22 protein-coding genes are annotated in these 20,905 nt (G+C 64.7%); 11 read left to right on the forward strand and 11 right to left on the reverse strand.

The window, feature by feature from the left end:
- Positions 1–3: 3 nt before the first annotated feature.
- From B5M41_RS08335 to B5M41_RS08365, 7 genes are all read right to left on the reverse strand, one after another.
- Positions 4–1,293 (reverse strand): efflux RND transporter periplasmic adaptor subunit, encoded by a 1,290-nt coding sequence (locus B5M41_RS08335; RefSeq protein ID WP_134649533.1) that lies wholly within the window; start codon positions 1,291–1,293, stop codon positions 4–6.
- Between the two features lie 175 nt (positions 1,294–1,468).
- Positions 1,469–2,470: an ABC transporter ATP-binding protein gene (locus tag B5M41_RS08340; protein ID WP_134649534.1), complete on the reverse strand. Its 1,002-nt coding sequence runs from the start codon at positions 2,468–2,470 to the stop codon at positions 1,469–1,471.
- A gap of 10 nt (positions 2,471–2,480) precedes the next feature.
- Positions 2,481–3,533, reverse strand: a complete 1,053-nt coding sequence (locus B5M41_RS08345; protein WP_202402112.1) for a Gfo/Idh/MocA family protein — start codon at positions 3,531–3,533, stop codon at positions 2,481–2,483.
- Positions 3,534–3,541: 8 nt separating this feature from the next.
- Positions 3,542–4,381 (reverse strand): carbohydrate ABC transporter permease, encoded by an 840-nt coding sequence (locus B5M41_RS08350; protein WP_134649536.1) that lies wholly within the window; start codon positions 4,379–4,381, stop codon positions 3,542–3,544.
- Between the two features lie 15 nt (positions 4,382–4,396).
- Positions 4,397–5,347, reverse strand: coding sequence for a carbohydrate ABC transporter permease (locus B5M41_RS08355; RefSeq protein ID WP_134649537.1), 951 nt, complete (start codon positions 5,345–5,347; stop codon positions 4,397–4,399).
- Positions 5,348–5,650: 303 nt separating this feature from the next.
- Complete coding sequence (locus B5M41_RS08360) at positions 5,651–6,910, reverse strand: ABC transporter substrate-binding protein (protein WP_134649538.1); 1,260 nt, start codon at positions 6,908–6,910, stop codon at positions 5,651–5,653.
- 14 nt (positions 6,911–6,924) lie between these two features.
- A complete protein-coding gene (locus B5M41_RS08365) occupies positions 6,925–7,848 on the reverse strand; it encodes an N-acetylmuramic acid 6-phosphate etherase (protein ID WP_134649539.1) in 924 nt (307 codons plus the stop codon).
- Between the two features lie 195 nt (positions 7,849–8,043).
- Between B5M41_RS08365 and B5M41_RS08370 the strand changes: the two genes are divergently transcribed.
- The 7 genes from B5M41_RS08370 (at position 8,044) to B5M41_RS08400 (ending at position 14,350) form a co-directional block, all read left to right on the forward strand.
- Positions 8,044–8,931 carry a glucosamine kinase nucleotide-binding domain-containing protein gene (locus B5M41_RS08370; RefSeq protein ID WP_134649540.1) on the forward strand — a complete coding sequence of 296 codons (888 nt, stop codon included), beginning with the start codon at positions 8,044–8,046 and terminating at the stop codon, positions 8,929–8,931.
- Positions 8,928–9,692, forward strand: a complete 765-nt coding sequence (locus B5M41_RS08375) for a GntR family transcriptional regulator (protein WP_134649541.1) — start codon at positions 8,928–8,930, stop codon at positions 9,690–9,692. The genes B5M41_RS08370 and B5M41_RS08375 overlap by 4 nt, the downstream gene beginning before the upstream one ends.
- A 22-nt stretch (positions 9,693–9,714) precedes the next feature.
- Complete coding sequence (locus B5M41_RS08380; protein ID WP_134649542.1) at positions 9,715–10,737, forward strand: SIS domain-containing protein; 1,023 nt, start codon at positions 9,715–9,717, stop codon at positions 10,735–10,737.
- Positions 10,734–11,894: an N-acetylglucosamine-6-phosphate deacetylase gene (nagA, locus tag B5M41_RS08385; RefSeq protein WP_134649543.1), complete on the forward strand. Its 1,161-nt coding sequence runs from the start codon at positions 10,734–10,736 to the stop codon at positions 11,892–11,894. The genes B5M41_RS08380 and nagA overlap by 4 nt, the downstream gene beginning before the upstream one ends.
- 68 nt (positions 11,895–11,962) lie before the next feature.
- A complete protein-coding gene (locus tag B5M41_RS08390) occupies positions 11,963–13,018 on the forward strand; it encodes a dipeptidase (RefSeq protein ID WP_134649544.1) in 1,056 nt (351 codons plus the stop codon).
- A gap of 19 nt (positions 13,019–13,037) precedes the next feature.
- Entirely contained in the window at positions 13,038–13,784 is a 747-nt protein-coding gene (locus B5M41_RS08395; protein WP_230640026.1) for a copper homeostasis protein CutC, read from the forward strand.
- A 62-nt stretch (positions 13,785–13,846) separates the two neighbouring features.
- On the forward strand, positions 13,847–14,350 hold the full coding sequence (locus B5M41_RS08400) for a CreA family protein (RefSeq protein ID WP_134649546.1): 504 nt from the start codon (positions 13,847–13,849) through the stop codon (positions 14,348–14,350).
- Between the two features lie 54 nt (positions 14,351–14,404).
- On the opposite strand, the gene B5M41_RS08405 is transcribed toward B5M41_RS08400, so the two are convergent.
- Positions 14,405–14,758, reverse strand: coding sequence for a hypothetical protein (locus B5M41_RS08405; RefSeq protein ID WP_134649547.1), 354 nt, complete (start codon positions 14,756–14,758; stop codon positions 14,405–14,407).
- Positions 14,759–14,922: 164 nt separating this feature from the next.
- Positions 14,923–15,387: a chemotaxis protein CheW gene (locus B5M41_RS08410; protein ID WP_134649548.1), complete on the reverse strand. Its 465-nt coding sequence runs from the start codon at positions 15,385–15,387 to the stop codon at positions 14,923–14,925.
- A gap of 221 nt (positions 15,388–15,608) precedes the next feature.
- Here B5M41_RS08410 and B5M41_RS08415 point away from each other — a divergent pair, with 221 nt between their 5' ends.
- The 4 genes from B5M41_RS08415 to B5M41_RS08430 all read left to right on the forward strand — a co-directional run bounded on the left by B5M41_RS08415 (position 15,609) and on the right by B5M41_RS08430 (position 19,770).
- Positions 15,609–15,785, forward strand: a complete 177-nt coding sequence (locus B5M41_RS08415) for a hypothetical protein (protein WP_167719105.1) — start codon at positions 15,609–15,611, stop codon at positions 15,783–15,785.
- A 122-nt stretch (positions 15,786–15,907) separates the two neighbouring features.
- On the forward strand, positions 15,908–16,507 hold the full coding sequence (locus B5M41_RS08420; protein WP_134649549.1) for an SCO family protein: 600 nt from the start codon (positions 15,908–15,910) through the stop codon (positions 16,505–16,507).
- Between the two features lie 67 nt (positions 16,508–16,574).
- Positions 16,575–17,456, forward strand: coding sequence for a 50S ribosomal protein L11 methyltransferase (locus tag B5M41_RS08425; RefSeq protein WP_134649550.1), 882 nt, complete (start codon positions 16,575–16,577; stop codon positions 17,454–17,456).
- 478 nt (positions 17,457–17,934) lie between these two features.
- Complete coding sequence (locus B5M41_RS08430; RefSeq protein ID WP_134649551.1) at positions 17,935–19,770, forward strand: aminopeptidase P family protein; 1,836 nt, start codon at positions 17,935–17,937, stop codon at positions 19,768–19,770.
- Here B5M41_RS08430 and B5M41_RS08435 read toward each other — a convergent pair.
- Together B5M41_RS08435 and B5M41_RS08440 are read right to left on the reverse strand one after the other, a co-directional pair.
- Positions 19,760–20,071 (reverse strand): AzlD family protein, encoded by a 312-nt coding sequence (locus B5M41_RS08435; RefSeq protein WP_134649552.1) that lies wholly within the window; start codon positions 20,069–20,071, stop codon positions 19,760–19,762. The genes B5M41_RS08430 and B5M41_RS08435 overlap by 11 nt on opposite strands.
- Position 20,072: 1 nt before the next feature.
- The gene (locus tag B5M41_RS08440; protein ID WP_134649553.1) at positions 20,073–20,801 is read right to left on the reverse strand and encodes an AzlC family ABC transporter permease; all 729 of its coding nucleotides are present in this window, start codon (positions 20,799–20,801) and stop codon (positions 20,073–20,075) included.
- Positions 20,802–20,905 lie beyond the last annotated feature (104 nt).

The following is a 20,905-nucleotide window of genomic DNA, read 5'->3' on the forward strand; positions in this document are numbered from 1 at the left end:
TCCTTACTTCGCCTGTTCGGTCGTGTCGGCGCCTGCGCCTTCCGCCTTGCCGGCTTCATCCGTCTGCGCGTCGGCCGGCTTGGCATCGCCGTTTTCGGTCGCGGAGCCTTCGGCATCCATCTTCTCGGCGTCCTTGGCCACGGCGTTCGGATCCCACGGGGACGGAACGACCTCGCCGCCGGGCTGAACCTTCTGGAAGCCCTCCACGATGATGGTTTCGCCGTTCTTCAGGCCATCGGTGATGACCCAGCGCGTTCCGGCGGCACGGCCGACGCGGACCGGACGGACACCCGTCTTGTTGTCGGCACTGACGACATAGACGAGCGCACTGCCGGAACCGTCACGCTGAACGGCCTGCTGCGGCACCAGGACAGCGCCCTTTTCGACGCCCTGCTCGATCTGGACGCGGACATACATGCCCGGCAGAAGATCGCCGTCCGGATTGGGAAATTCGCCACGCAGCGTCACCTGGCCGGTCGTCTCGTCGACGGCCGCTTCGGAGAACAGAAGCTTGCCGGGGTGCGGATACGGCGACCCGTCATCGAGGATAAGCTTGACGGCGGCCGAATTGTTGTCAGCCATCAGGTCGCCATCCTCCAGCGCCTTGCGCAGGCGGATAAGGTCCGTGGCGGACTGGGTGAAGTCGGCATAGACCGGATCGAGCTGCTGGATGGTCGCGAGGTTTTCCGTGCCGTTGGCCGAAACCAGCGCGCCCTCGGTAATCAAGGCGCGACCGATGCGGCCACTGATCGGTGCCTTCACCTCGGTGTATTCGAGGTTCAGCTTGGCGGTGGCGAGGCCAGCCTGGGCGCTCGCGACGTCCGCATCGGCCTGGGCCAGCCGGGCAACGGCGTCATCGTAGTTCTGCGCGGAGGCGACGTTCGACTTCCTCAGTTGCTCCTGCCGTGCCGTGTCGTTCTTCGCCTGGGCCTGGACGGCCTGGGCGCGCCGCAGCGTGGCTTCGGCGCTATCGACCTGCAGCTTGAACTGCGCCGGATCGATCCGGTAGAGCACATCACCTTCCTTGACCTGCGAGCCCTGTTCGAAAACACGCTCGATGATGATGCCGGAAGCACGCGGGCGGACTTCCGCCGTGCGGGTCGCGGCGATGCGGCCGGGCAGCTCGTTGGTGATCGGCACGTCCTCGGCCTTCACGGTAATGACGGAGACCGCCGGCGGCGGAAAGGCGGCGCCGGCCTGCGGCGCCTGCTCTTCCTGACATCCTGCGAGAATCAAAACGGCGCCAAGGGTCGCAATCGAAATCGGTCTCGTGAAACGCATCGGTTCTTCCATAGAAGGCGCCGTCTAGGCGGCTGGGTGCTGAAAACGAACAGATGCGGTGGCCGAGAGGACCACCGCATCGCAACATACAAACACGGCTGTATGTTAATTCCTGCCTTTTGACAATCCGGCACGCATGCCGGACGCACCGCGATCTGCTGTGATCACGGATTTGTGATGAGGGGCCTCAACGTATCGCCTGCCCCACCGCATCGAAACGATGCGTCTGATCTGCCGATGGCGTTGCGAAAACCACATCGCCGACGGCGTGATGATGCTCGCCGAACAGGCGCACCGTCAAGGTGCCGATGGCCTCGGATTCGAGATAGACGATCGTGTCCGCACCGAGATGCTCGACATGCACGACCTTGCCCTGCCACGTCCCGGCATCGCGCGACAAAGCGACATGCTCGGGCCGCACCCCGATCGTCTTCGCATCGCTCACGCCCAGCCGGCCGGCGTCGATGAAGTTCATGCCAGGCGAACCGATGAAGCCGGCAACGAACAGGTTGGCCGGGCGGTTGTAAAGTTCCATCGGCGAGCCGACCTGCTGGATGACGCCGGCGTCGAGCACCACGATCTTGTCGGCGAGCGTCATCGCCTCGACCTGATCGTGCGTCACGTAGATCATCGTCGCCTTCAGCTCGCGATGAAGCCTTGCGATCTCCAGGCGCGTGTTGACGCGCAGCGCCGCATCGAGGTTGGAGAGCGGCTCGTCGAACAGGAACAGTTTCGGTTCCCGCACGATGGCGCGGCCGATGGCCACGCGCTGACGCTGCCCGCCCGACAGTTCGGCGGGACGGCGGGTGAGATACTTTTCAAGCGACAGCATCGCCGATGCCTTGGCCACGCGCCTGTCGATCTCGTCCTTCGGCGTGCCGGCCTGCTTGAGGCCGAGCCCCATATTGTCCTTGACGTTCAGATGCGGATAGAGCGCGTAGGACTGGAACACCATGGCGATGCCGCGCTTGGCCGGCGGCACCGTCGCCACCTCCTGGTCATCGATGGTGATGGAGCCCGATGTCGCATCCTCGAGACCGGCGATGATGCGCAGCAGCGTGGACTTGCCGCAGCCCGACGGGCCGACGAAGATGACGAACTCGCCATCCTTCACATCGAGATCGATGCCCTTGAGCACGTCGACCGGGCCGAAGGACTTGCGGACGGATTTGAGTTGAAGAGAGCCCACGCGATATCCTCTAGAGCTTGACCGGCTGGCCGGTTCTGACACTTTCATCCGCCGCAAGGCAGATTTTCAGCGATTGCACGGCATCGTCCATGTGCCGCGTGAGATCGATGTCCTCGCGGATGGCCTTCAGCACATAGGCCTGTTCGCGGTCGCAGAGCTCCTGATGGCCGGGTTCGCCCGCCATCGTCATGTCTTCGTCCGGCGACAGGAACTTGCCGTCCGGCCCGGTCGCTGCATTGTGCACGCGGATCACGGCGGTCTTGGTGTGCGTGTCGATATCGTCGGACTTGGCGTTCGGGTCCATGACGATGGAGACCGAGCCGTTCGGCGACATGACGTCCTTCACGAAGAACGCCGTCTCCGAGATCATCGGGCCCCAGCCCGCCTCGTACCACCCGAGCGAACCGTCGTCGAACAGCACCTGCAGGTGGCCGTAATTGTACATGTCGGCCGCGATCTCGTTCGACAGGCGCAGCCCCATGCCGCGCACCTCGACGGGCTTGGCATCCGTGATCTGGCACATCACGTCGACATAATGCACGCCGCAATCGACGATCGGCGGCGTCGTGTTCATCAGCGCCTTGTGGGTCGCCCAGGTCGCGCCGCTCGACTGCTGGTTCAGGTTCATGCGGAAGACATAGGGGCCGCCGAGCTTGCGCGCCTCGTCGATCAGCCGCACCCAGGACGGATGGTGGCGGAGAATATAGCCGACGACGAGCTTTCGACCATTGGCCTTGGCGCAGGCCACGACGCGTTCGGCATCGGCGACCGTGGTCGCCAGCGGCTTTTCCACGAAGACATGGGCGCCTGCTTCCATCGCCGCCACCGCGTAGTCGGCATGGCTGTCGGAATAGGTGCTGATCGAGCAGAGCTCCGGCTTGAATTCGTGGAGGGCATCGAGGAACGACGGATGGATCTCGTAGCCTTCCAGCCCCGCCGGCACCGGCACCTTCGAGCGGTTGACCAGCCCGACGAGTTCGAAACCGGGGTTTTCGTGATAGGCGAGCGCATGGCTCCGGCCCATGTTGCCGAGGCCGGCGGAAAGGACACGGATGGGGGTCATGGCAGAACTCACTTTACAGCTCCCGACGTGATGCCGCGGATCAATTGCCGCGAGAAGACAAGGTAGAGGACGAGGACCGGAAGGATGGCGAGCGACAGCGCCGCCAGAACCGCGTTCCAGTTGGTGACGAACTGTCCGATGAAGAGCTGCGAGCCCAGCGTGACCGTCTTGGTCGCCTCGCTCGGCGCGAGAATCAGCGGGAACCACAGGTCGTTCCAGATCGGGATCATCGTGAACACGGCGACCGTCGCCATGGCCGGCCGCACCAGCGGCAGCACGAGGCGGAAGAAGATCGCGTATTCCGAGAGACCGTCGATGCGCCCGGCGTTCTTGAGATCGTCGGAGACGGTGCGCATGAACTCGGACAGGATGAAGACGGCGAGCGGTATGCCCTGCGCGGTATAGACGAGGATCAGCGCCGTCAGCGTGTTGACGAGCCCGGTCGCGACCATGCCCTGGAGGATGGCCACCGTGCCCAGCCGGATCGGGATCATGATGCCGAGCGCGAGATAGAGCCCCATCAGCGTATTGCCGCGAAAGCGGTATTCGGAAAGCGCGAAGGCGGCCATGGCACCGAACAGCAGAACCAGCGCGATGGCGGCCACCGTCACGATGAAGCTGTTCTGGAAGTAGGACGCGAAATCCCCCTGCCCCAGAACCGTCGTGTACCCCACGAGATCGAAGGTCTCGGTCGTGGGAAGCTGCATCGGATTGCGGAAGATGGCGTTGCGGCTCTTCATCGAGTTGATGAGCGTCAGGAACACCGGGAAGACCGCGATGAGCGTATAGCCGATGAGCGCGAGGTGAACGAGGGTCGTGCGGCTGAGCGAAGCGCGTGCCTTGGACATGTCAGGCCCTCCCGATCAGAACTGGTAGCGGCGCATGCGCCGCTGGATGACGAAGAGGTAAAGCGAGACGCCGGCGAGGATGATCAGGAACATGACCGTCGCGATCGTCGCGCCCATCGAGCGGTCGCCGAGCTGGAGCTGGAAACCGAAGAAGGTGCGGTAGAGCAGCGTGCCGAGGATGTCGGTCGACTTGTCGGGGCCGGCGAGCGCCCCCTGCACGGTGTAGACCAGGTCGAAGGCGTTGAAATTGCCGACGAAGGTCAGGATGGAGATGATGCCGATGGCCGGCAGGATCAGCGGCAGCTTGATCTTCCAGAACTGGCTCCAGCCCGTCACGCCGTCGCATTCCGCAGCCTCGATCACCTCTTCGGGAATGTTGAGGAGTGCGGCATAGATCAGCATCATCGGGATGCCGACATACTGCCAGACGGAGATGAGCGAGACGGCGATCAGCGCCGTATCCGGCTTGCCGAGCCAGGGCGAGAAGAACGACTTCAGGCCGACGAGGTCCATCAGATAGGGCGACACGCCCCAGATCGGCGACAGGATCAGCTTCCAGATGAAACCGACGATCACGAAGGAAAGCAGCGTCGGCAGGAAGATGGCCGTGCGGTAGAAGGCGGCGAAACGCAGCTTGGGGATCGACAGCATGGCGGCGAGCGCGACACCGATCGGGTTCTGCACCAGCATGTGGATGATGAAGAAGATGACGTTGTTCTTCAGCGCGTTCCAGAAATCCGCCGCCCAGCGCGCATCGCCGAACAGGACCTTGAAGTTGGCGAGCCCGACAAAGGCCGGCTCCCCGTCCACCGTGTTGAACAGCGAAAGGCGCAGCGTCTCGATCAGGGGCAGGATCATCACCGCGGAATAGACCAGGAAGGCCGGCAGCAGGAAGACGGCGATATGCCAGCGCCTCGGACGCCGGATCGGCGCCATCGTGTCGCGGGAAGAAGTTGCGTCGCTCATGAAAGCCTGCCCCATCCGGTTGTTCTTCGTTGAATGCCCGCAGGAACGGACGCCATGCACGGACGGCTATGCCGCACAGGGCCAAGGTCAGCATACACATTTGGCTTGAGGCTGCCGCCCCGATTTTGCGCGGAGGCATTACGTCCGCCTGCGGCTGGGCGGGCGCGATGTCCCGGCTCCTGCCTGCGGACTTCCTCCCCTCGCAAACGAGGAGAGGAAGACCAGCTTCAAGACTTGGCCCCTCTCCCCGCCTGCGGGAAGAGGCTCAGGGCGGGAGCGACCCCTGCCCTTCGGCAAGCCGTCTTACTTCGCGGGCTTGTACCAGCTGTCGAGGCCCTTCTGGAGCTTTTCCGCAGCGACTTCCGGCGTGTCCGTGCCGTTGATCACGTTGGCGGATTCCGTCCAGGTCTCGTTTTCAAGGTTCGGCGTGCCGCGCGACAGGATCTGGTAGGTCGAGCGGATCGTCGGCTTGCACTTCTCGCGCCAGGAAACGAATTCCTGCGCCAGCGGGTCGTTCATCTTCACCGCCGTCGAATTCAGGCTGAAGAAGCCCGGCAGCGAGTTGGCGTAGATGTCGGCGAATTCAGGCGAGGCGACGAAGGTCAGGAATTTCTTCGCGGCTTCCGCATTCGGGCTCTTGGCGTTGAGGCCGATGCCGATGTCGTTATGGTCGGAGATGTAGCAGGTATCGCCTTCGTTCTTCACCGGCGGCGGGAACGCGCCCATCTTGAACTGGGCCTGCGTGTTGAAGAGGCCGATTTCCCACGAGCCGGCCGGATAGATCGCCGCGCGGCCGAGCGTGAAGAGGTTCTGGCTGTCGGGATAGGTCTGCGCCTCGAAGCCGTCGCCGAGATAATCCTTCCACTTGGCGAGAACGCGGAACGGCTCGACCCACGGTTCGTCGGTCAGCTTCTCAGTGCCGGCGATCAGCGCCTTGCGGCCTTCCTCGCCCTTCCAGTAGGTCGGGCCGATGTTCTGGTAGCCCATGGTTGCGGCTTCCCAGAGGTCCTTCGTGCCCATGGCCATCGGCGTATAGTTGCCGTTTTCCTTGATCTTGTCGAGGACCGCGAAGAACTCGGCTTCCGTCTTCGGCACTTCTACGCCGACTTCCGCGAAGGCGTCTGCATTGTAGATGAAGCCATGGATGACCGATGCCATCGGCACGCAGAAGGTCGTCGCGCCGTCGTCCGTCGTCCAGGCGGACTTGGCGACGTCAGAGAAGTTCTCCATGCCCGGCAGATCGTTCAGGCCGACGAGGTGCTTCTTGTTGAAGAGTTCGAGCGAGGCGTCGAACGGACGGCAGGTGATGAGATCGCCTGCCGAGCCGGCATCGAGCTTGGCGTTGAGCGCCGCATTGTACTCCGTCGGGGCCGACGGCGAGAACACGACCTTGATGCCCGGGTTCTTCGCTTCGAAGGCAGGGATGATCTTCTCCTGCCAGATCGACAGGTCGTCGTTACGCCAGCTTTCCACCGTCAGCGTCACGTCCTGCGCCTGCGCAAGCCCGGCCGTGCCGAGCATGCTGGAGGCCAGAAGCAGGCCCTTGATTGCGTTGCGTGTCATGTCATTCTCCCCTTTTATGCGCCGTAGCGCGCTTTGAGATTCTGTTGTTCAACGGCCTCAAGGGCCCGGCGGAGGCTTTGCCCCGAATGGTCGAGCGCCAGCTGCGCGGCAGCCTTGTCCTCCACGCCCCTGGCCAGCAGCACTGCGGCCTTGACCGACCCGTCGGACAAGGTGAGCAGGCGCTCGGCCTCGTCGAGACCGACACCCGAAATGTCGGAAACGATGCGGCAGGCGCGGCCGCGCAACTTGATATTGTCGGCCTTGAGATTGACCATATGGCCATCGTGAACGTGGCCGAGATGAATACCGAGAAGCGTCGAGAAGAGGTTGAAAGCGATCTTCTGCGCGGTGCCCGCACCCATGCGCGTCGAACCGGAAATCACCTCCGGCGGCGTCGGCAGCAGGATCGACACATCCGCCTCGTCGAACAGCACGGCACCCGGATTGTTGGCGATCGCAATGACTTTGGCGCCCTTCTCCTTCGCATAGGCGATCAGGGAAAGCGCGTAGGGCGTGCTGCCGCTTGCGGAAACGGCGATCACGCAGTCACCGGCCCGAAGCCCCGCTTCCTTCGCATCGGAGACGGCAAGCGCCCGGTCGTCCTCGAAGCCGCCGGCCAGATCCACCAGGCTCGCGGCACCGCCGGCAAGCAGGATGACGATGTGTTCGCGCGCAATACCGTAGGTGCCGGGAAGCTCCAGCGCGTCGGCCATGGCCATCAGGCCGGAACTGCCCGCACCCGCATAGACAAGACGCCCGCCGGCAAGCAGGGCATCGGCGGCAAGGCGTGACGCGGCGGCGATATCGGCAAGCGCGGGGTCCACGGCTGCGACGGCCGCCTTCTGCGCATCGGCGAGCACGCCAAGAACATCCAGCGGCTGGCGCGCGTCCAGCCCCTCCGCCTGTTCATGCCTGCCTTCCGTTCTGCGCTCGGCCATGCTTGTTCTCCCTTGGCCAAATTAATGCCAAAAAAATACCACTTGTCCATAGAGAATTAACTTTTGAGACCAATTTTTTGGCTGCACTCATTTTTATCCATCAAAAACAGTAAATTAGGAGAAAGTCACACTTCGATACCACCATACCCCTTGGTTATTGGTATTTTTTTGGTATCGTCATCTCCGGAGGTGGCCATGACCCATTACATTCTCGGCATCGATGGCGGAGGCACCAGCTGCCGCGCAGCCGTCGCCACACCTGATGGCATGGTTCTGGGGCGCGGCAAGAGCGGCGCGGCCAACATCCTCACCGATCCCAACAATGCGATCATCTCGATCACCGAGGCGGCAAAGGCCGCCTACCGCGATGCAGGGCTCGACGAGGCCGGCATCAACAGCGCCTCCGCCTTTCTCGGCCTTGCCGGCACGAATGTCGGCGACCTTACCCGCTACGTGCACGACCGCTTGCCCTTCCGGCATACCGACATCGACTCGGACGGCCTGGTCGCCCTGCAAGGCGCGATCGGCGACGAGGACGGCGCGGTGGCGATCCTCGGCACCGGCTCCATCTTTATGGGCCGCAAGGACGGCACGGTGCGTTACATCGGCGGCTGGGGCTTTACGGTCGGCGATCTCGGCGGCGGCGCGCGGCTCGGCCATGCCCTCCTGCAGGAAGCGCTGCTCGCCCATGACGGCGTGCATCCGCGCTCGACCGTGACCGACGCCGTTCTGGACGAATTCAAGGGCGATCCGCGCAGCATCGTCGAGTTCGCCCGCCTGTCAAAGCCCGGCGATTTCGGCCGTTTCGCGCCGCTGATTTTCGACCATGCCCGCCGCGGCGACCGCCAGGCGCTGGCGATCGTCGAGGCGGCCGCCGCGTCCGTCAACGAGGCCCTCGACGCCATCATGAAGCTCGCCGGCGCACCGCGCCTGTGCCTGCTCGGCGGGCTTGCGCCGCTTTATCCCGAATGGCTCTCGCACGGGCACCGCGCGATCCTGATGGAGGCCGAGGCCGATGCCCTGACGGGCGCGGTGGCGCTCGCCGCCAAGGGCTACCGGGAGCGTACGGGAGCGGCTGCATGACGACGCCGCTGTCCGCCATCCTGCCGCCCAACAGCCTGCAATCGGGCGTGCCCGGCCCGCTCTATGTGAAGCTGCGTCAGACGCTGGAAGAGGCGATCACCTCCGGCCGGCTGAACTACGGCGACGCCCTGCCCGCCGAGCGCGATCTGGCCGACCATGCCAATGTCAGCCGCGTGACCGTGCGCAAGGCGGTGGATGATCTCGTCAAGGACGGGCTTCTGGTGCGCCGCCACGGCTCCGGCACCTTCGTCGCCAAGCCGGTCTCGAAGGTGCAGCAGTCCCTCTCGCGCCTCACCTCCTTCACCGAGGACATGGCGCGGCGCGGCCTCACCACCCGCGCCGAATGGCTGGACCGAGGCCTCTTCCACCCCTCGCCCGACGAGATGATGATGCTCGGCCTGCCGGCTGACGCCCTCGTCGCGCGACTGGGCCGCCTGCGCATCGCCGACAGCATGCCGCTCGCCATCGAACGCGCCTGCATTTCCGCGGAGTTCCTGCCGGAACCGTTGCAGGTGCAGGATTCGCTTTACGCGGCGCTGGAAAAGCGCGGCTGCCGGCCGGTGCGCGCCGTCCAGCGCATCTCCGCCTACAACATGAAGGATCCCGATGCGTCCATCCTCGGCGTGCCGCCCGGGTCTGCGGGGCTCTCCATCGAGCGTGTTTCCTATCTTCGCACCGGCCGGGTGGTCGAGTTCACCCGCTCCATCTATCGCGGCGACGCCTATGACTTCGTCGCCGAGCTCACGCTGTCCGACACGTGAGCCCTACCTGAAAGAGACGTCCATGCAGACCAATATGCGCAAAGAAATCAACGAAATCCCCGAGGCCGCGGCCCGCGTGCTGACACAATCGGCCGGCGCGATCAAAGCGGCCGGCCTGGCTTTGCGCGAACGCGACCCGCAGTTTTTCGTGACCGTCGCCCGCGGCTCGTCCGACCACGCCGCCCTCTTCCTGAAATATGCCATCGAGCTGACGGCCGGCCGCCCCGTCGCCTCGCTCGGCCCCTCGCTCGCCTCGATCTACGGTGCACGCCTGAAACTGGCCGGCGGCGCGGCCATCGCCATTTCCCAGTCTGGCAAGAGCCCCGATATCGTCGCCATGGCCGATGGCGCCACGAAGGGCGGTGCGGTCTCCATCGCGCTCACCAACACCCTGCCCTCGCCGCTCGCTGAAGCCTGTACGCACTCGCTCGATCTGTCGGCCGGTCCCGAACTCTCCGTCGCCGCGACGAAGTCCTATGTGAACTCCATCGTCGCGGGCCTCGCCGTGCTCGCCGAATGGACGGGCGACACCGCGCTCGGCCGGGCCGTTCAGGACCTGCCGGAGCATTTCGCCAGGGCCGTGGCGCTGGACTGGTCCGGCCTGGCCGGCGACCTCAAGGACGCCCAGTCGCTCTACGTTCTCGGCCGCGGCCCCGGCCTGGCGATAGCCAGCGAGGCCGCGCTGAAGTTCAAGGAAACGTCGGGCATGCATGCCGAAGCCTATTCCTCGGCAGAGGTGGTGCATGGGCCGGTGGCACTTGTCGGCCCCTCGTTTCCCGTCATCGCGCTCGCCGCGCGCGACGCTGCGGAAGCCTCCGTCACCGGCATGGCCGATGGCCTCGCCGAGCGGGGCGCCTATGCCTGCGTGACCTCGGACACCGCGAAGGCGGCGCGAATGCTGCCCTTTGTCGCCACCGGCCATCCGATCACCGATGCGCTGGCGCTGATCGTGCCCTTCTACGGCTTCGTGGAGGCCTGGTCGCGCGGCAAGGGCCTCGACCCCGACAAGCCGGTCAACCTCAAGAAAGTGACGGAAACCCGATGACAGCGCTCACCGCCATTACCGGCGCCCGCATTTTCGATGGCGATCTCTGGCATGAGCACAGCGCGCTTTTGATCTCGGACGGCAGGATCGCCGCCATCGCGTCGTACCGCGATGTGCCGGCCGAAGCCCGCATCGTACCGATGGACGGGCTTTCGCTCGTTCCCGGCTTCGTCGATCTGCAGGTCAATGGCGGCGGCGGCGTGCTGCTCAACGAGCGTCCCGATGTCGAGGGCATCCGCACCATCTGCGCGGCGCACGCCCGTTTCGGCACCACGGCCCTCCTGCCGACGCTGATCACCGACAGCGTCGCCGTCACGACGGCCGCGATCGACGCCGGCCTTGCGGCGCGGGCCGCAGCAGTGCCCGGCTTTCTCGGCCTTCACCTGGAGGGCCCGCATCTCTCCATCGCGCGCAAGGGCGCACATGACCCGGCCTTCATCCGGCCCATGGAACAGGAAGACCTTGCGCGCACCATCGCGGCCCGCACGGGTCTCGATGCCCTGCTGATGACGCTCGCGCCCGAGAACGCCACCAACGAGCAGATCGCCGCCCTGCACGCAGCCGGCGTCACCGTCAGCCTCGGCCATTCCGATTGCGGCTACGCCACCGCGGCCGCCGCCGTCACGGCCGGCGCGCAGATGACGACGCACCTTTTCAACGCCATGAGCCAGCTCGGCAACCGCGAGCCGGGCATGGTGGGTGCGGCTCTCGATCTCGGCCATATCAATGCCGGTCTCATCGCGGATGGATACCATGTGCATCCCGTATCGATCGGCGCGGCACTGCGCGCCAAGCGCGGCCCCGGCCGCATCTTCCTGGTCACCGACGCCATGTCGCCGCTCGGCACGGATATGACGAGCTTCTTCCTCAACGGCCGCGAGATCTTCCGCGAAGGCGGACGCCTGACGCTCGCCGACGGCACGCTGGCCGGGGCCGATATCGACATGGCATCCTGCATCCGCTTCATGCACGATACGGTCGGCATCGATCTGGAGGAAGCGCTGCGCATGGCCTCGCTCTATCCCGCCGAAGCCATCGGCATGACGGGACGCAAGGGGCGGCTGACCCATGGTCACGACGCCGATTTCGCCGTCATCGATGATGGCGTAAACGTGGTCTCGACCTGGATCGGCGGCACGCCGGTCTTTGCCGCCTGACCTTCGGCCGGTCCTTGCGGGCCTCGGCGGAATCGGCTCTACCGGCGCGACAAGCATAGGAGCGGCGCATGCAACTGATCTTCGACGGCCATAATGACGTTCTGCTGCGGCTGTGGGAGAACGCGAAAGCGGGCGCCGATCCGGTTGCCGAATTCGTGCAGGGAACGAAACTCGGCCATATCGATGGCCCGCGTGCGCGCAAGGGCGGCCTTGCCGGTGGTCTCTGCGCCATCTTCATCCCGCCCAACGAGGATTACCCGCCGCGCGAGCTCGATGCGAACGGCCACTACAATATCCGCATGGTCGGCCCGCTGAACCAGCCGGAGGCGCTGAACACGGCGCTGTCGATGGCGGCCATCGCCTTCCGGCTGGAGGGCGCCGACGCACTTGCCATCTGCCGCTCCACCGCCGACATCCGCGCTGCCATGGCCGCCGGCCGCTTCGCCGCCGTGCTCCACATCGAAGGCTGCGAGCCGATCGCCGAGGACCTGTCGACGCTGGAAACGCTCTACGCCGCCGGCCTGCGCTCGCTCGGTCCCGTCTGGAGCCGGCACAACCGCTTCGGCCATGGCGTGCCCTTCGCCTTCCCCTCCTCGCCGGATACCGCCCCCGGACTGACGCATGCAGGCATCGAGCTGGTGAAGGCGTGCGACCGCATGGGCATCATGATCGACCTTGCCCACATCACGGAAAAAGGCTTCTGGGACGTCGAGCGCGTCAGCACGCAGCCGCTGGTGGCGACCCATTCCAACGCCCATGCCCTCACGCCGATCTCGCGCAATCTGACGGACCGCCAGCTCGACGCGATCCGCGAACGCAAGGGCATCGCCGGGCTCAACTACGCCACCACCATGCTGCGGCCCGATGGTCTCGAAAACCCCGACACCCCGCTGTCCGACATGGTGCGGCATATCGACTACATGGTCGAGCGCATGGGCATCGACTGCGTGGCGCTCGGTTCGGATTTCGACGGCGCGACCATTCCTTCCGCCATCGGCGACGCTGCCGGAAACCAGGCGCTCGTCCAGGCCCTGCGATCGGCAGGCTACGGTGAAGACGACCTGGCGAAACTGTGCCGCGAAAACTGGCTGCGGCTTCTCAAAACCGTCTGGCATGAAGCCTGAGCAATTGCGGAGAACCGTCATGTCCAAGCCTCTCATCGAACTGTGCGTCGAAGGCATAGACGGCTTCCTTGCCGCCCAGGCCGCCGGCGCGGACCGCGTGGAACTCTGCGCCAGTCTGCTGGAAGGCGGCCTGACGCCGAGCCTTGCCACCATCCGCGCCGCCGTGAAGGCCGGGCATATCCCGGTCCACGTCATCATCCGCCCGCGCGGCGGCGATTTCCTCTATTCCGAGGCCGAGTTCGCCAGCATGCTGGAGGACGTGACGGCGCTTCGCACCGAAGGCGTATCGGGCGTCGTCATCGGTTGCCTGACGCCGGATGGGCGGATCGACGAGGCACGCACCAAGGCATTGGTCGAGGCTGCACGCCCCATGTCCGTCACCTGTCACCGCGCCTTCGACATGACGGCCGATGCCGGTGAAGCGCTGGAAGCGCTCGTGCGCTGCGGCGTCGACCGCGTTCTGACGTCGGGACAGCGCGATACCGCCGTAGAAGGCATTGCCATCCTGAAGCAAGCGGCAGAACAGGCGGCAGGCCGGATCGTCATCATGGGCTGCGGCGGGCTGGACGCCGCAAACATTCGCGCCGTGCGGGACGCGACGGGCCTCACCGAGCTGCATTTCGCCGCCCTCACAACGGTTCCAAGCGGCATGGTCTTCCGAAATCCGCATGTCGGCATGGGCGGCACCGAGAAGGATCGTGAGTATCAGCTGACGATCACCGACGAGAGCGCCGTGCGCGAAACCATCGCCGCTGCAAAATCCTGACCGCGCCACTTGCGCGCGGCGGGCAGCTATCCTTACGTGTCAGCGAAACAATGGAGACCGCCATGCCCCTGTCATCCGCCCTGCCGCGCCTGCACACCGTCCTCGCCGCCAGCCTCCTGACGCTCGCCGCCCTGCCCGCGGCGGCAGAAACCGTCGGCAAGGTCGGCGTCGACTGGATCGGCAACGATATCTACATCGATGCGGTGAGCGATCCGAAGATTTCCGGCGTCACCTGCCATGTCACCTATTTCGACCGCAGCGTCATCGACCGGCTGAAGAATGGGAACTGGTTCGAGGATCCGTCCAACAACGCGATCGCCTGCCGCCAGACGGGCCCGGTCACGATCGGCGACATCGACCTGTCGCGCGGCGGCGAGGAAGTGTTCAAATCCGGCCTGTCGCTGATCTGGAAATCGCTGATCGTCACACGCGTCTATGACAAGAAGAACGACACGCTGATCTATCTCGCCCATTCCCGCGAACTGACGGATGGATCGGCGAAGATGTCGATATCGACCGTGCCGCTCTACGGTGAGAACGTCACCTGGACGAACGGCAAGCCGTAAAAAAACCCCGGCACCTTGCAGTGACCGGGGCTTTTTCTTAACGGTGGAAGCCGCTTACTTGACGTAAACGATCTTGCCGCCATTGGCTGCGGTCGTTACGTCGATCACGTTCTCAAGCTGAACGTTCTTCGAGACGAGGACGTCCGTCAGGGCCGTATCGGTGCGCAGTTCGTCCTGCGTCTTGGCGACAGCAGCGGCGTCCTGGGCCTTGGCGTTCAGGCGATCGTATTCACCCTTGGACGAGCTGTCGTTTTCCAGCGAGGACAGCGTCACGACGGACACGTTGTCGGCGGAGATCGAGCCGGTCGTCATGGTCTCGGTCGTCGTGGCGGACTGGGCATGCGCGATGCCGGCAACCGGCGAAACGGCGAGAAGCGAAGCAAGGGCGATGGTTACGGTCTTGTTCATTTTCATTCTCCACTGTTGGATTGAAATGCAGGGGGAGAATGGGAACATGCCGCGATTGTTCCTGCCGGGTTTCGCGAAAATCCCGACATGAACGATAATTCATGTTTCGGGCGGCGCGCAGTACACGCGACACCGGGCGCAAAATCAGCGTGTTGCCCGTCGCCTCAGGCGGCCTGGGCGAGTTCGTCCGCGATGACAGTATCGAGGTTGAGGAAGCAGACCATCGACTTTTCCAGGGCAACGATGCCGCGGCAGAAGGCACGCTGTGCCTCGGGAATGATTTCCGGCGCCGGCTGGAGCTCCTCGCTCTTGATGGTCATCATGTCGGATACCTGCTCGACGAGCAGGCCGACCAGCTTGCCGGCGATATCGGTGACGATGATCGCCGAGCGCTCGGAGGGCTCCGTCATCTTCATGCCGAGGCGGCAGGCCATGTCGATCACGGGAATGACGGCGCCGCGCAGGTTGATGAGGCCCAGAACGTAGGGCGGCGTATGCGGCATCGGGGTCACCGGAGCCCAGCCGCGGATTTCGCGGATGGCCATGATGTCGATGCAGAATTCCTGCTCGCCCAGATGGAACGAGACGATTTCGAGATAGGCGCCGGACTGCTTGATGGCATTGGACATGGATGGACCTCTTTCCAGAGACAAGGAAACGGTTTGAATTGCGCAGCTCGCCGTCTCCGGCGCACGGCGGACCTCATGTCCGGCGGATTTGCCGCCCTTTGCGCGTTGCTCGAAAGTGGCAAAGAGAGATTAAACAAAGACTAAAGGAACGTCGCCTGAAACGGTATTTCCGGCTGTGGAGACCGGCGTGCGCACGGTGCGTGGTTGGAAAATGCCCTCTTTTGGCCTATACTGCGCCCATGAAGGATACCGCGCGCAGATATACGCTCCTTCCCGCCGTGCTGATCGCGCTGGGGCTCAGCATCATGGCGGCAACGGCGGCGTTCGCGGGCTGGCTCGAGCACGGGCCGGCGATTCTGCTCAGCCTTGCCGAATCCGGCATGGCCTGGTGCTTCTGATCACGATTGCGCGAGCCGCACCCGGTGTCTCCCCTTGCGTCAAATGGCGCGTTTGCGCGACCCCGCGCTAGGGATTAAGAAGCGCGGGAACACGCGCCGACACCGCCTCTCGAAGGATTGCCATGAAAACCCTGCGTCTCGTACTCTGGATCGCCGTCGCGCTCGTCGCCGGCCTGCTCGGCTGGCTGACGCTGGAGATGACGCGGGCCAAGGACCAGATCGCCGGCGAACCCTTTGGCGTTCCCTTCCAGCTTGTCGCGCAGGACGGCACGCCGATCACCGAAAAGGCCTTTACCGGCAAGCCGACGGCGCTGTTCTTCGGCTTCACCCATTGCCCGGAAGTCTGCCCGACGACGCTGTTCGAACTGAACGGCTGGCTCGGCAAGGTCGATCCGGATGGCTCGAAGCTCCAGGCCTATTTCGTGACGATCGATCCCGAACGCGATACGCCCGAGCTGATCGGCCAGTATGTCGGCAACGTCTCGAAGCGCATCACGGGCATTTCCGGCGAACCGTCGAAGGTGCTGGACATGGCCAAGGGCTTCCGCGTCTACTACCGCAAGGTGCCGCTCGACGAGGCCAAGCCCGACAGCGACTACACCATGGATCACACGGCCTCGGTCTTCCTGCTCGACGCAAAAGGCCGGTTCGTCGGCACCATCGCCTATGGCGAGAATGCCGAGACCGCCGAGCAGAAGCTGGCCAACCTCATCACGCGATGACCATTCGGCCTTTGCCCTGGACTTTCGGACATGCTAGGCGGTCCGCAAACAACAGGGACCACGAGCCGTGAGCGAAATCCGCCTCTACATTTCCACCACCGAAAAGCAGGCGGAGCACGCGCTCGCGCTGATGAGCGATGCCTTCGAGGAAGAGGGCTTCGCCATCGCGACGATGGAGATCGACGAGAAGAACGACATCTGGGAAGCGTCCGTCTACGTCTTCCGGCCCGACGAGGCCGAGGTGTACGACCGGTTCGCCGCCCTGCTCGCCGCCGACTTCCCCGGAATTCGGATCCAACGCGAGGAGCTGCCCGATATCGACTGGATCGCCAAGTCGCTGGAAGGTCTGAAGCCGGTTCGCGCCGGACGCTTCGTCGTGCATGGCTCGCATGACCGCGGCACGGCGCGTATCGGCGAAATCGCCATCGAGATCGATGCCGGCCAGGCTTTCGGCACCGGACATCACGGAACGACGGCCGGCTGCCTGGAGGTGATCCACAAGGTCATGCGTGCACGTACGGTCAGGCGCGTGCTGGACCTCGGCACCGGCAGCGGCGTGCTCGCCATCGCCGCCCGCAAGCTCGCTCCCGTCACGGTGCTGGCCACCGATATCGACCCGATCGCCACCCGTGTTGCGCGCGAAAACGTTCGCCTCAACGGCATCGCCTCGGGCATCGCGCTGGAAACGGCACCCGGCTTCCATTCCACCGCCTTCGGCCGCCACGGTCCCTTCGACCTCATCATCGCCAATATCCTCGCCCGGCCGCTGATGCGCATGGCCCCGCAGCTTGCCGCCCAGCTCGCACCGGGCGGCGACGTCATCCTGTCGGGCATCCTCGCCTCGCAGCGCTGGAAGGTGCTGGCGGCCTATAACAGCCTCGGCCTGCGCCATGTGCGCACGATATGGCGCGAAGGCTGGGTCACCATCCATCTCGACAACCGGCGCTGAACGGTATTGCGGGCGGGGATTTCCCCGCCCTTTAAGTTTTTGATGAGCAGGCAAAAGAAAAGGCGGTGCCAGAGGCACCGCCTATTGGACCGGCGAACCGGCCAGACCGCGAGCTTGAGGAGGAGGAGCGCTCAAGCGGTCCTACGTGTTCCGAACGCCTTCCCGGAGGAGGGAGGAGGAGTGACCAGAAAGACGCCTGATCGAAACACCTAGCTTTGTGCCTTTCGGCATTTATTCCGCGATACGAAGCGTGGGAGGAGGAGTTCACTTCGTTTCGCTTGAAGCGCGTTTTGTGTTCGCTTCGTTGGCGCCGCTTATAGACGATTCCGAAAAACTGGACAGCGCTAATGGGGCATGGGTGCCATGCACGCAGCGCATAGTTACGCGCTCTCCCGTGCGAAACCACCGCCCCGCCTTTGACGCCACCCGGCGATGGGATAGATTGCCGGTCACGATTCAACGCCTCATCGGAAGCCCCATGTTCCAGAGTTTCGACGTCACCTCCACGCCCCAGTTCGGCCGCGCGCGCGTGGACGCGCTGCGCGCCACCTTCGATGCGCTCGGCATCGACGGCTTCCTCGTGCCGCGCGCCGATGAATATCAGGGTGAGTACGTTCCGGCCTCCGCCGAGCGGCTTTCCTGGCTGACGGGGTTCACCGGCTCCGCCGGCATCGCGCTTGTCCTGCGCGACAAGGCGATCGTCTTCGTGGACGGGCGCTATGTCACGCAACTTGCCGAACAGGTCGACGGCGCCGTCTTCACCGGCGGCGATCTTGTCGGGGAACCGCCGCATCTATGGCTGCGCAACCACGGGCCGAAGGGCTTCCGTCTCGGGATCGATCCGTGGCTTCACACCGGCGCCGAGGTGCGCCGCCTGGAGAAGGTCCTTGCAGAGCTTGGCGGCCAGCTCGTGTTCCTGCCCTACAATCCTCTCGACCGGGCCTGGACCGGCCGCCCCGCCGAGCCGCTCGGCCGCGTGGTCATCCAGGACATCGACCATGCTGGAGAACTCGCGAAGGACAAGCTGGTGACGATGGCCGCGGCCACGGCGAAGGCCGGAGCGGACGTGCTTGCCGTCACCGACCCCTCCTCCATCGCCTGGATCTTCAACATCCGCGGCAGCGATGTGCCGCATACGCCGCACCCGCTCGCCCGCGCGATCATTCCCGCCGAAGGCCGCCCGCAGCTCTTCCTCGACAAACGCAAGACGGGCATCGAGCCGGAGGCCTACCTGACGCAGCTGGCGGATCTCCTGCCGCCCTCGCAGTTCGACGGCGAGATCGCGAAGCTCGCGGCGGCTGGCAAGCGCATCCTGATCGATCCCGACCAGGCGCCTTTCGCGCTGGCGGAGATCGTGCGCAGCAAGGGGGGAACGCTGGTCGAAGCCGCGGATCCCGCCCGCCTGCCCCGCGCCTGCAAGAACGCCGTCGAGCTTCAGGGCTCCGCCCGCGCGCACCTTCAGGACGGCGCGGCCATGGTGGAGTTCCTTGCCTGGCTCGACAGCACCGCCCCCGGCTCGCAGACGGAAATCAGCGTGACGAAACGGCTGGAAGAGGCGCGCCGCACGGTGGGCGAGCGCCACCAGAACCCGCTGAAGGATGTGTCCTTCGACACCATTGCCGGCGCGGGCGCCCATGCCGCGATCATGCACTATCGGGTGACCACCGACAGCGACACGGCAATCGAGGCCGGAACGATGTTCCTGATCGATTCGGGCGCGCAATATGTCAACGGCACGACGGATATCACCCGCACCGTCGCCATCGGCGACGTGCCGGAGGAGCAGAAACGCTTCTTCACCCTGGTATTGAAGGGCATGATCGCCATCAGCCTCGCCCGCTTTCCCAAGGGCACGCGCGGCTGCGATCTCGATCCGCTCGCCCGTATCGCCTTGTGGAAGGCAGGCGCGGATTTCGCCCACGGCACCGGCCACGGCGTCGGCTCCTACCTCTCGGTGCACGAAGGTCCGCAGCGCATTTCGCGGCTTGCGACGCAGGAGCTGCTGCCCGGCATGATCCTGTCGAACGAGCCGGGCTACTATCGTCCCGGCGCCTTCGGCATCCGCATCGAGAACCTCGTGCATGTCCTGCCCGCCGCGCCCGTCGCGGGCGGCGATATCGACATGCTCGGGTTCGAGACGCTGACCTTCTGCCCGATCGACAACAGGCTCGTTCTCGCGCAACTCCTGACGGACGAGGAACTGGACTGGCTCAACGCCTATCATGACCAGACGCGGGAAAAGATCGCGCCGCTCCTCACGGACGACGCGACGAAAGCCTGGCTCGAAAAGGCGACGGCCCCGATCAGACGATGAGGTGACGGATCACCATGACCACGATCCAGCACACGGCGAGCATCGGCAGCAGCGACAGGCGAAGGCCGACGAGGAAAGCGATCGCCATGGTCAGGCTGACGTCCCACCCGCCGGTAATGGCGGCCGGCGCGACCAGCGTGGTCAGGACCGCGGCCGGCACGGCGTTGAGCGCCGCTTCCGCGCGCGGCGGAATGCGTTTCATGCGCGTGATGAAGACATAGCCGCCGACGCGCGTGAGATAGGTCGCGATGGCGCCCGCGGCGATGATAAGCAGCGTCTGGGTGTGAAACGGGCTTTCCATGTCACGCCTCCCCTTCGACGACGTCGCCGGACGGCGCTTCGGCGTTATCGAGCGGCAGGAGCGCGGCCACGATGATGCCCGCCAGAGCGCCGAGGCTGACATGCCAGGGCGAACCGACGAAGTGCAGGGCGAGGATGGAGCCCGCCCCGGAGGCCAGCACCACGGGCAGCCAGTTCGCCCGGCTGCGGAAACCCAGCACCAGCCCCATGAAATAGACCGGCAGCAGAACATCGATGCCGATGGCCTTGGGATCGCCGATCAGGTTGCCGAGGAAAGCTCCCAGAATGGTCAGGAACAGCCACGGGACGTAGACGCTGAGGCCCAGCACCATCAGCCAGAGATAGCTGACGCGGATGCCCCTGTCCGCCCGCCGCTCGGTTTCGGCGAATTGCGGATCGGTCAGCAGGAAGAGCGATGTCGCCTTTTCCCAGAAGGTCAGGTGGCGGATATGGGGGGCGATGGCGGCGGAATAGAGCACGTGCCGGAAATTCACGGCGAAGATCGACAGCACGACGAGCCAGGGCGCGACATGATGGTTGAACAGCTCCACGCCAACCAGCTGGCTGGCGCCGGCATAGAGCGTCGCGCTCATCAAGGTCGCCTCGGCTATGCTCAGGCCATTGTCGACGGCGACCGCGCCGAACAGCACGGCGAACGGGGCGGCCGCGATGGCAACCGCGCTGCCGCGACGGAGGGCGTCGCGGAATTCTTCTTTCGTTTCGGGAGTCATGAGTCCGCTCTCTTGGGAATCTGCAAGCCATAGAGCAGCGAAGCCCCGCTCACAAACCAATATGGCTGATGATCCGTTCAACGGGATTGATCGTTCAACGGCGA

This window comes from Shinella sumterensis, from assembly GCF_004514425.2.
GTDB classification, from domain to species: domain Bacteria; phylum Pseudomonadota; class Alphaproteobacteria; order Rhizobiales; family Rhizobiaceae; genus Shinella; species Shinella sumterensis.

What these genes read in the sequence shown, in the direction of transcription:
- B5M41_RS08420 (WP_134649549.1), top strand. Translation starts at nt 15,908, where the DNA reads ATGAAAACCCTGCGTCTCGTACTCTGGATCGCCGTCGCGCTCGTCGCC.
- B5M41_RS08350 (WP_134649536.1), bottom strand. Translation starts at nt 4,381, where the DNA reads ATGTCCAAGGCACGCGCTTCGCTCAGCCGCACGACCCTCGTTCACCTC.
- B5M41_RS08390 (WP_134649544.1), top strand. Translation starts at nt 11,963, where the DNA reads ATGCAACTGATCTTCGACGGCCATAATGACGTTCTGCTGCGGCTGTGG.
- B5M41_RS08410 (WP_134649548.1), bottom strand. Translation starts at nt 15,387, where the DNA reads ATGTCCAATGCCATCAAGCAGTCCGGCGCCTATCTCGAAATCGTCTCG.
- B5M41_RS08405 (WP_134649547.1), bottom strand. Translation starts at nt 14,758, where the DNA reads ATGAACAAGACCGTAACCATCGCCCTTGCTTCGCTTCTCGCCGTTTCG.
- B5M41_RS08360 (WP_134649538.1), bottom strand. Translation starts at nt 6,910, where the DNA reads ATGACACGCAACGCAATCAAGGGCCTGCTTCTGGCCTCCAGCATGCTC.
- B5M41_RS08395 (WP_230640026.1), top strand. Translation starts at nt 13,038, where the DNA reads ATGTCCAAGCCTCTCATCGAACTGTGCGTCGAAGGCATAGACGGCTTC.
- B5M41_RS08335 (WP_134649533.1), bottom strand. Translation starts at nt 1,293, where the DNA reads ATGGAAGAACCGATGCGTTTCACGAGACCGATTTCGATTGCGACCCTT.
- nagA (WP_134649543.1), top strand. Translation starts at nt 10,734, where the DNA reads ATGACAGCGCTCACCGCCATTACCGGCGCCCGCATTTTCGATGGCGAT.
- B5M41_RS08435 (WP_134649552.1), bottom strand. Translation starts at nt 20,071, where the DNA reads ATGGAAAGCCCGTTTCACACCCAGACGCTGCTTATCATCGCCGCGGGC.
- B5M41_RS08355 (WP_134649537.1), bottom strand. Translation starts at nt 5,347, where the DNA reads ATGAGCGACGCAACTTCTTCCCGCGACACGATGGCGCCGATCCGGCGT.
- B5M41_RS08380 (WP_134649542.1), top strand. Translation starts at nt 9,715, where the DNA reads ATGCAGACCAATATGCGCAAAGAAATCAACGAAATCCCCGAGGCCGCG.
- B5M41_RS08370 (WP_134649540.1), top strand. Translation starts at nt 8,044, where the DNA reads ATGACCCATTACATTCTCGGCATCGATGGCGGAGGCACCAGCTGCCGC.
- B5M41_RS08345 (WP_202402112.1), bottom strand. Translation starts at nt 3,533, where the DNA reads ATGACCCCCATCCGTGTCCTTTCCGCCGGCCTCGGCAACATGGGCCGG.
- B5M41_RS08430 (WP_134649551.1), top strand. Translation starts at nt 17,935, where the DNA reads ATGTTCCAGAGTTTCGACGTCACCTCCACGCCCCAGTTCGGCCGCGCG.
- B5M41_RS08365 (WP_134649539.1), bottom strand. Translation starts at nt 7,848, where the DNA reads ATGGCCGAGCGCAGAACGGAAGGCAGGCATGAACAGGCGGAGGGGCTG.
- B5M41_RS08400 (WP_134649546.1), top strand. Translation starts at nt 13,847, where the DNA reads ATGCCCCTGTCATCCGCCCTGCCGCGCCTGCACACCGTCCTCGCCGCC.
- B5M41_RS08440 (WP_134649553.1), bottom strand. Translation starts at nt 20,801, where the DNA reads ATGACTCCCGAAACGAAAGAAGAATTCCGCGACGCCCTCCGTCGCGGC.
- B5M41_RS08375 (WP_134649541.1), top strand. Translation starts at nt 8,928, where the DNA reads ATGACGACGCCGCTGTCCGCCATCCTGCCGCCCAACAGCCTGCAATCG.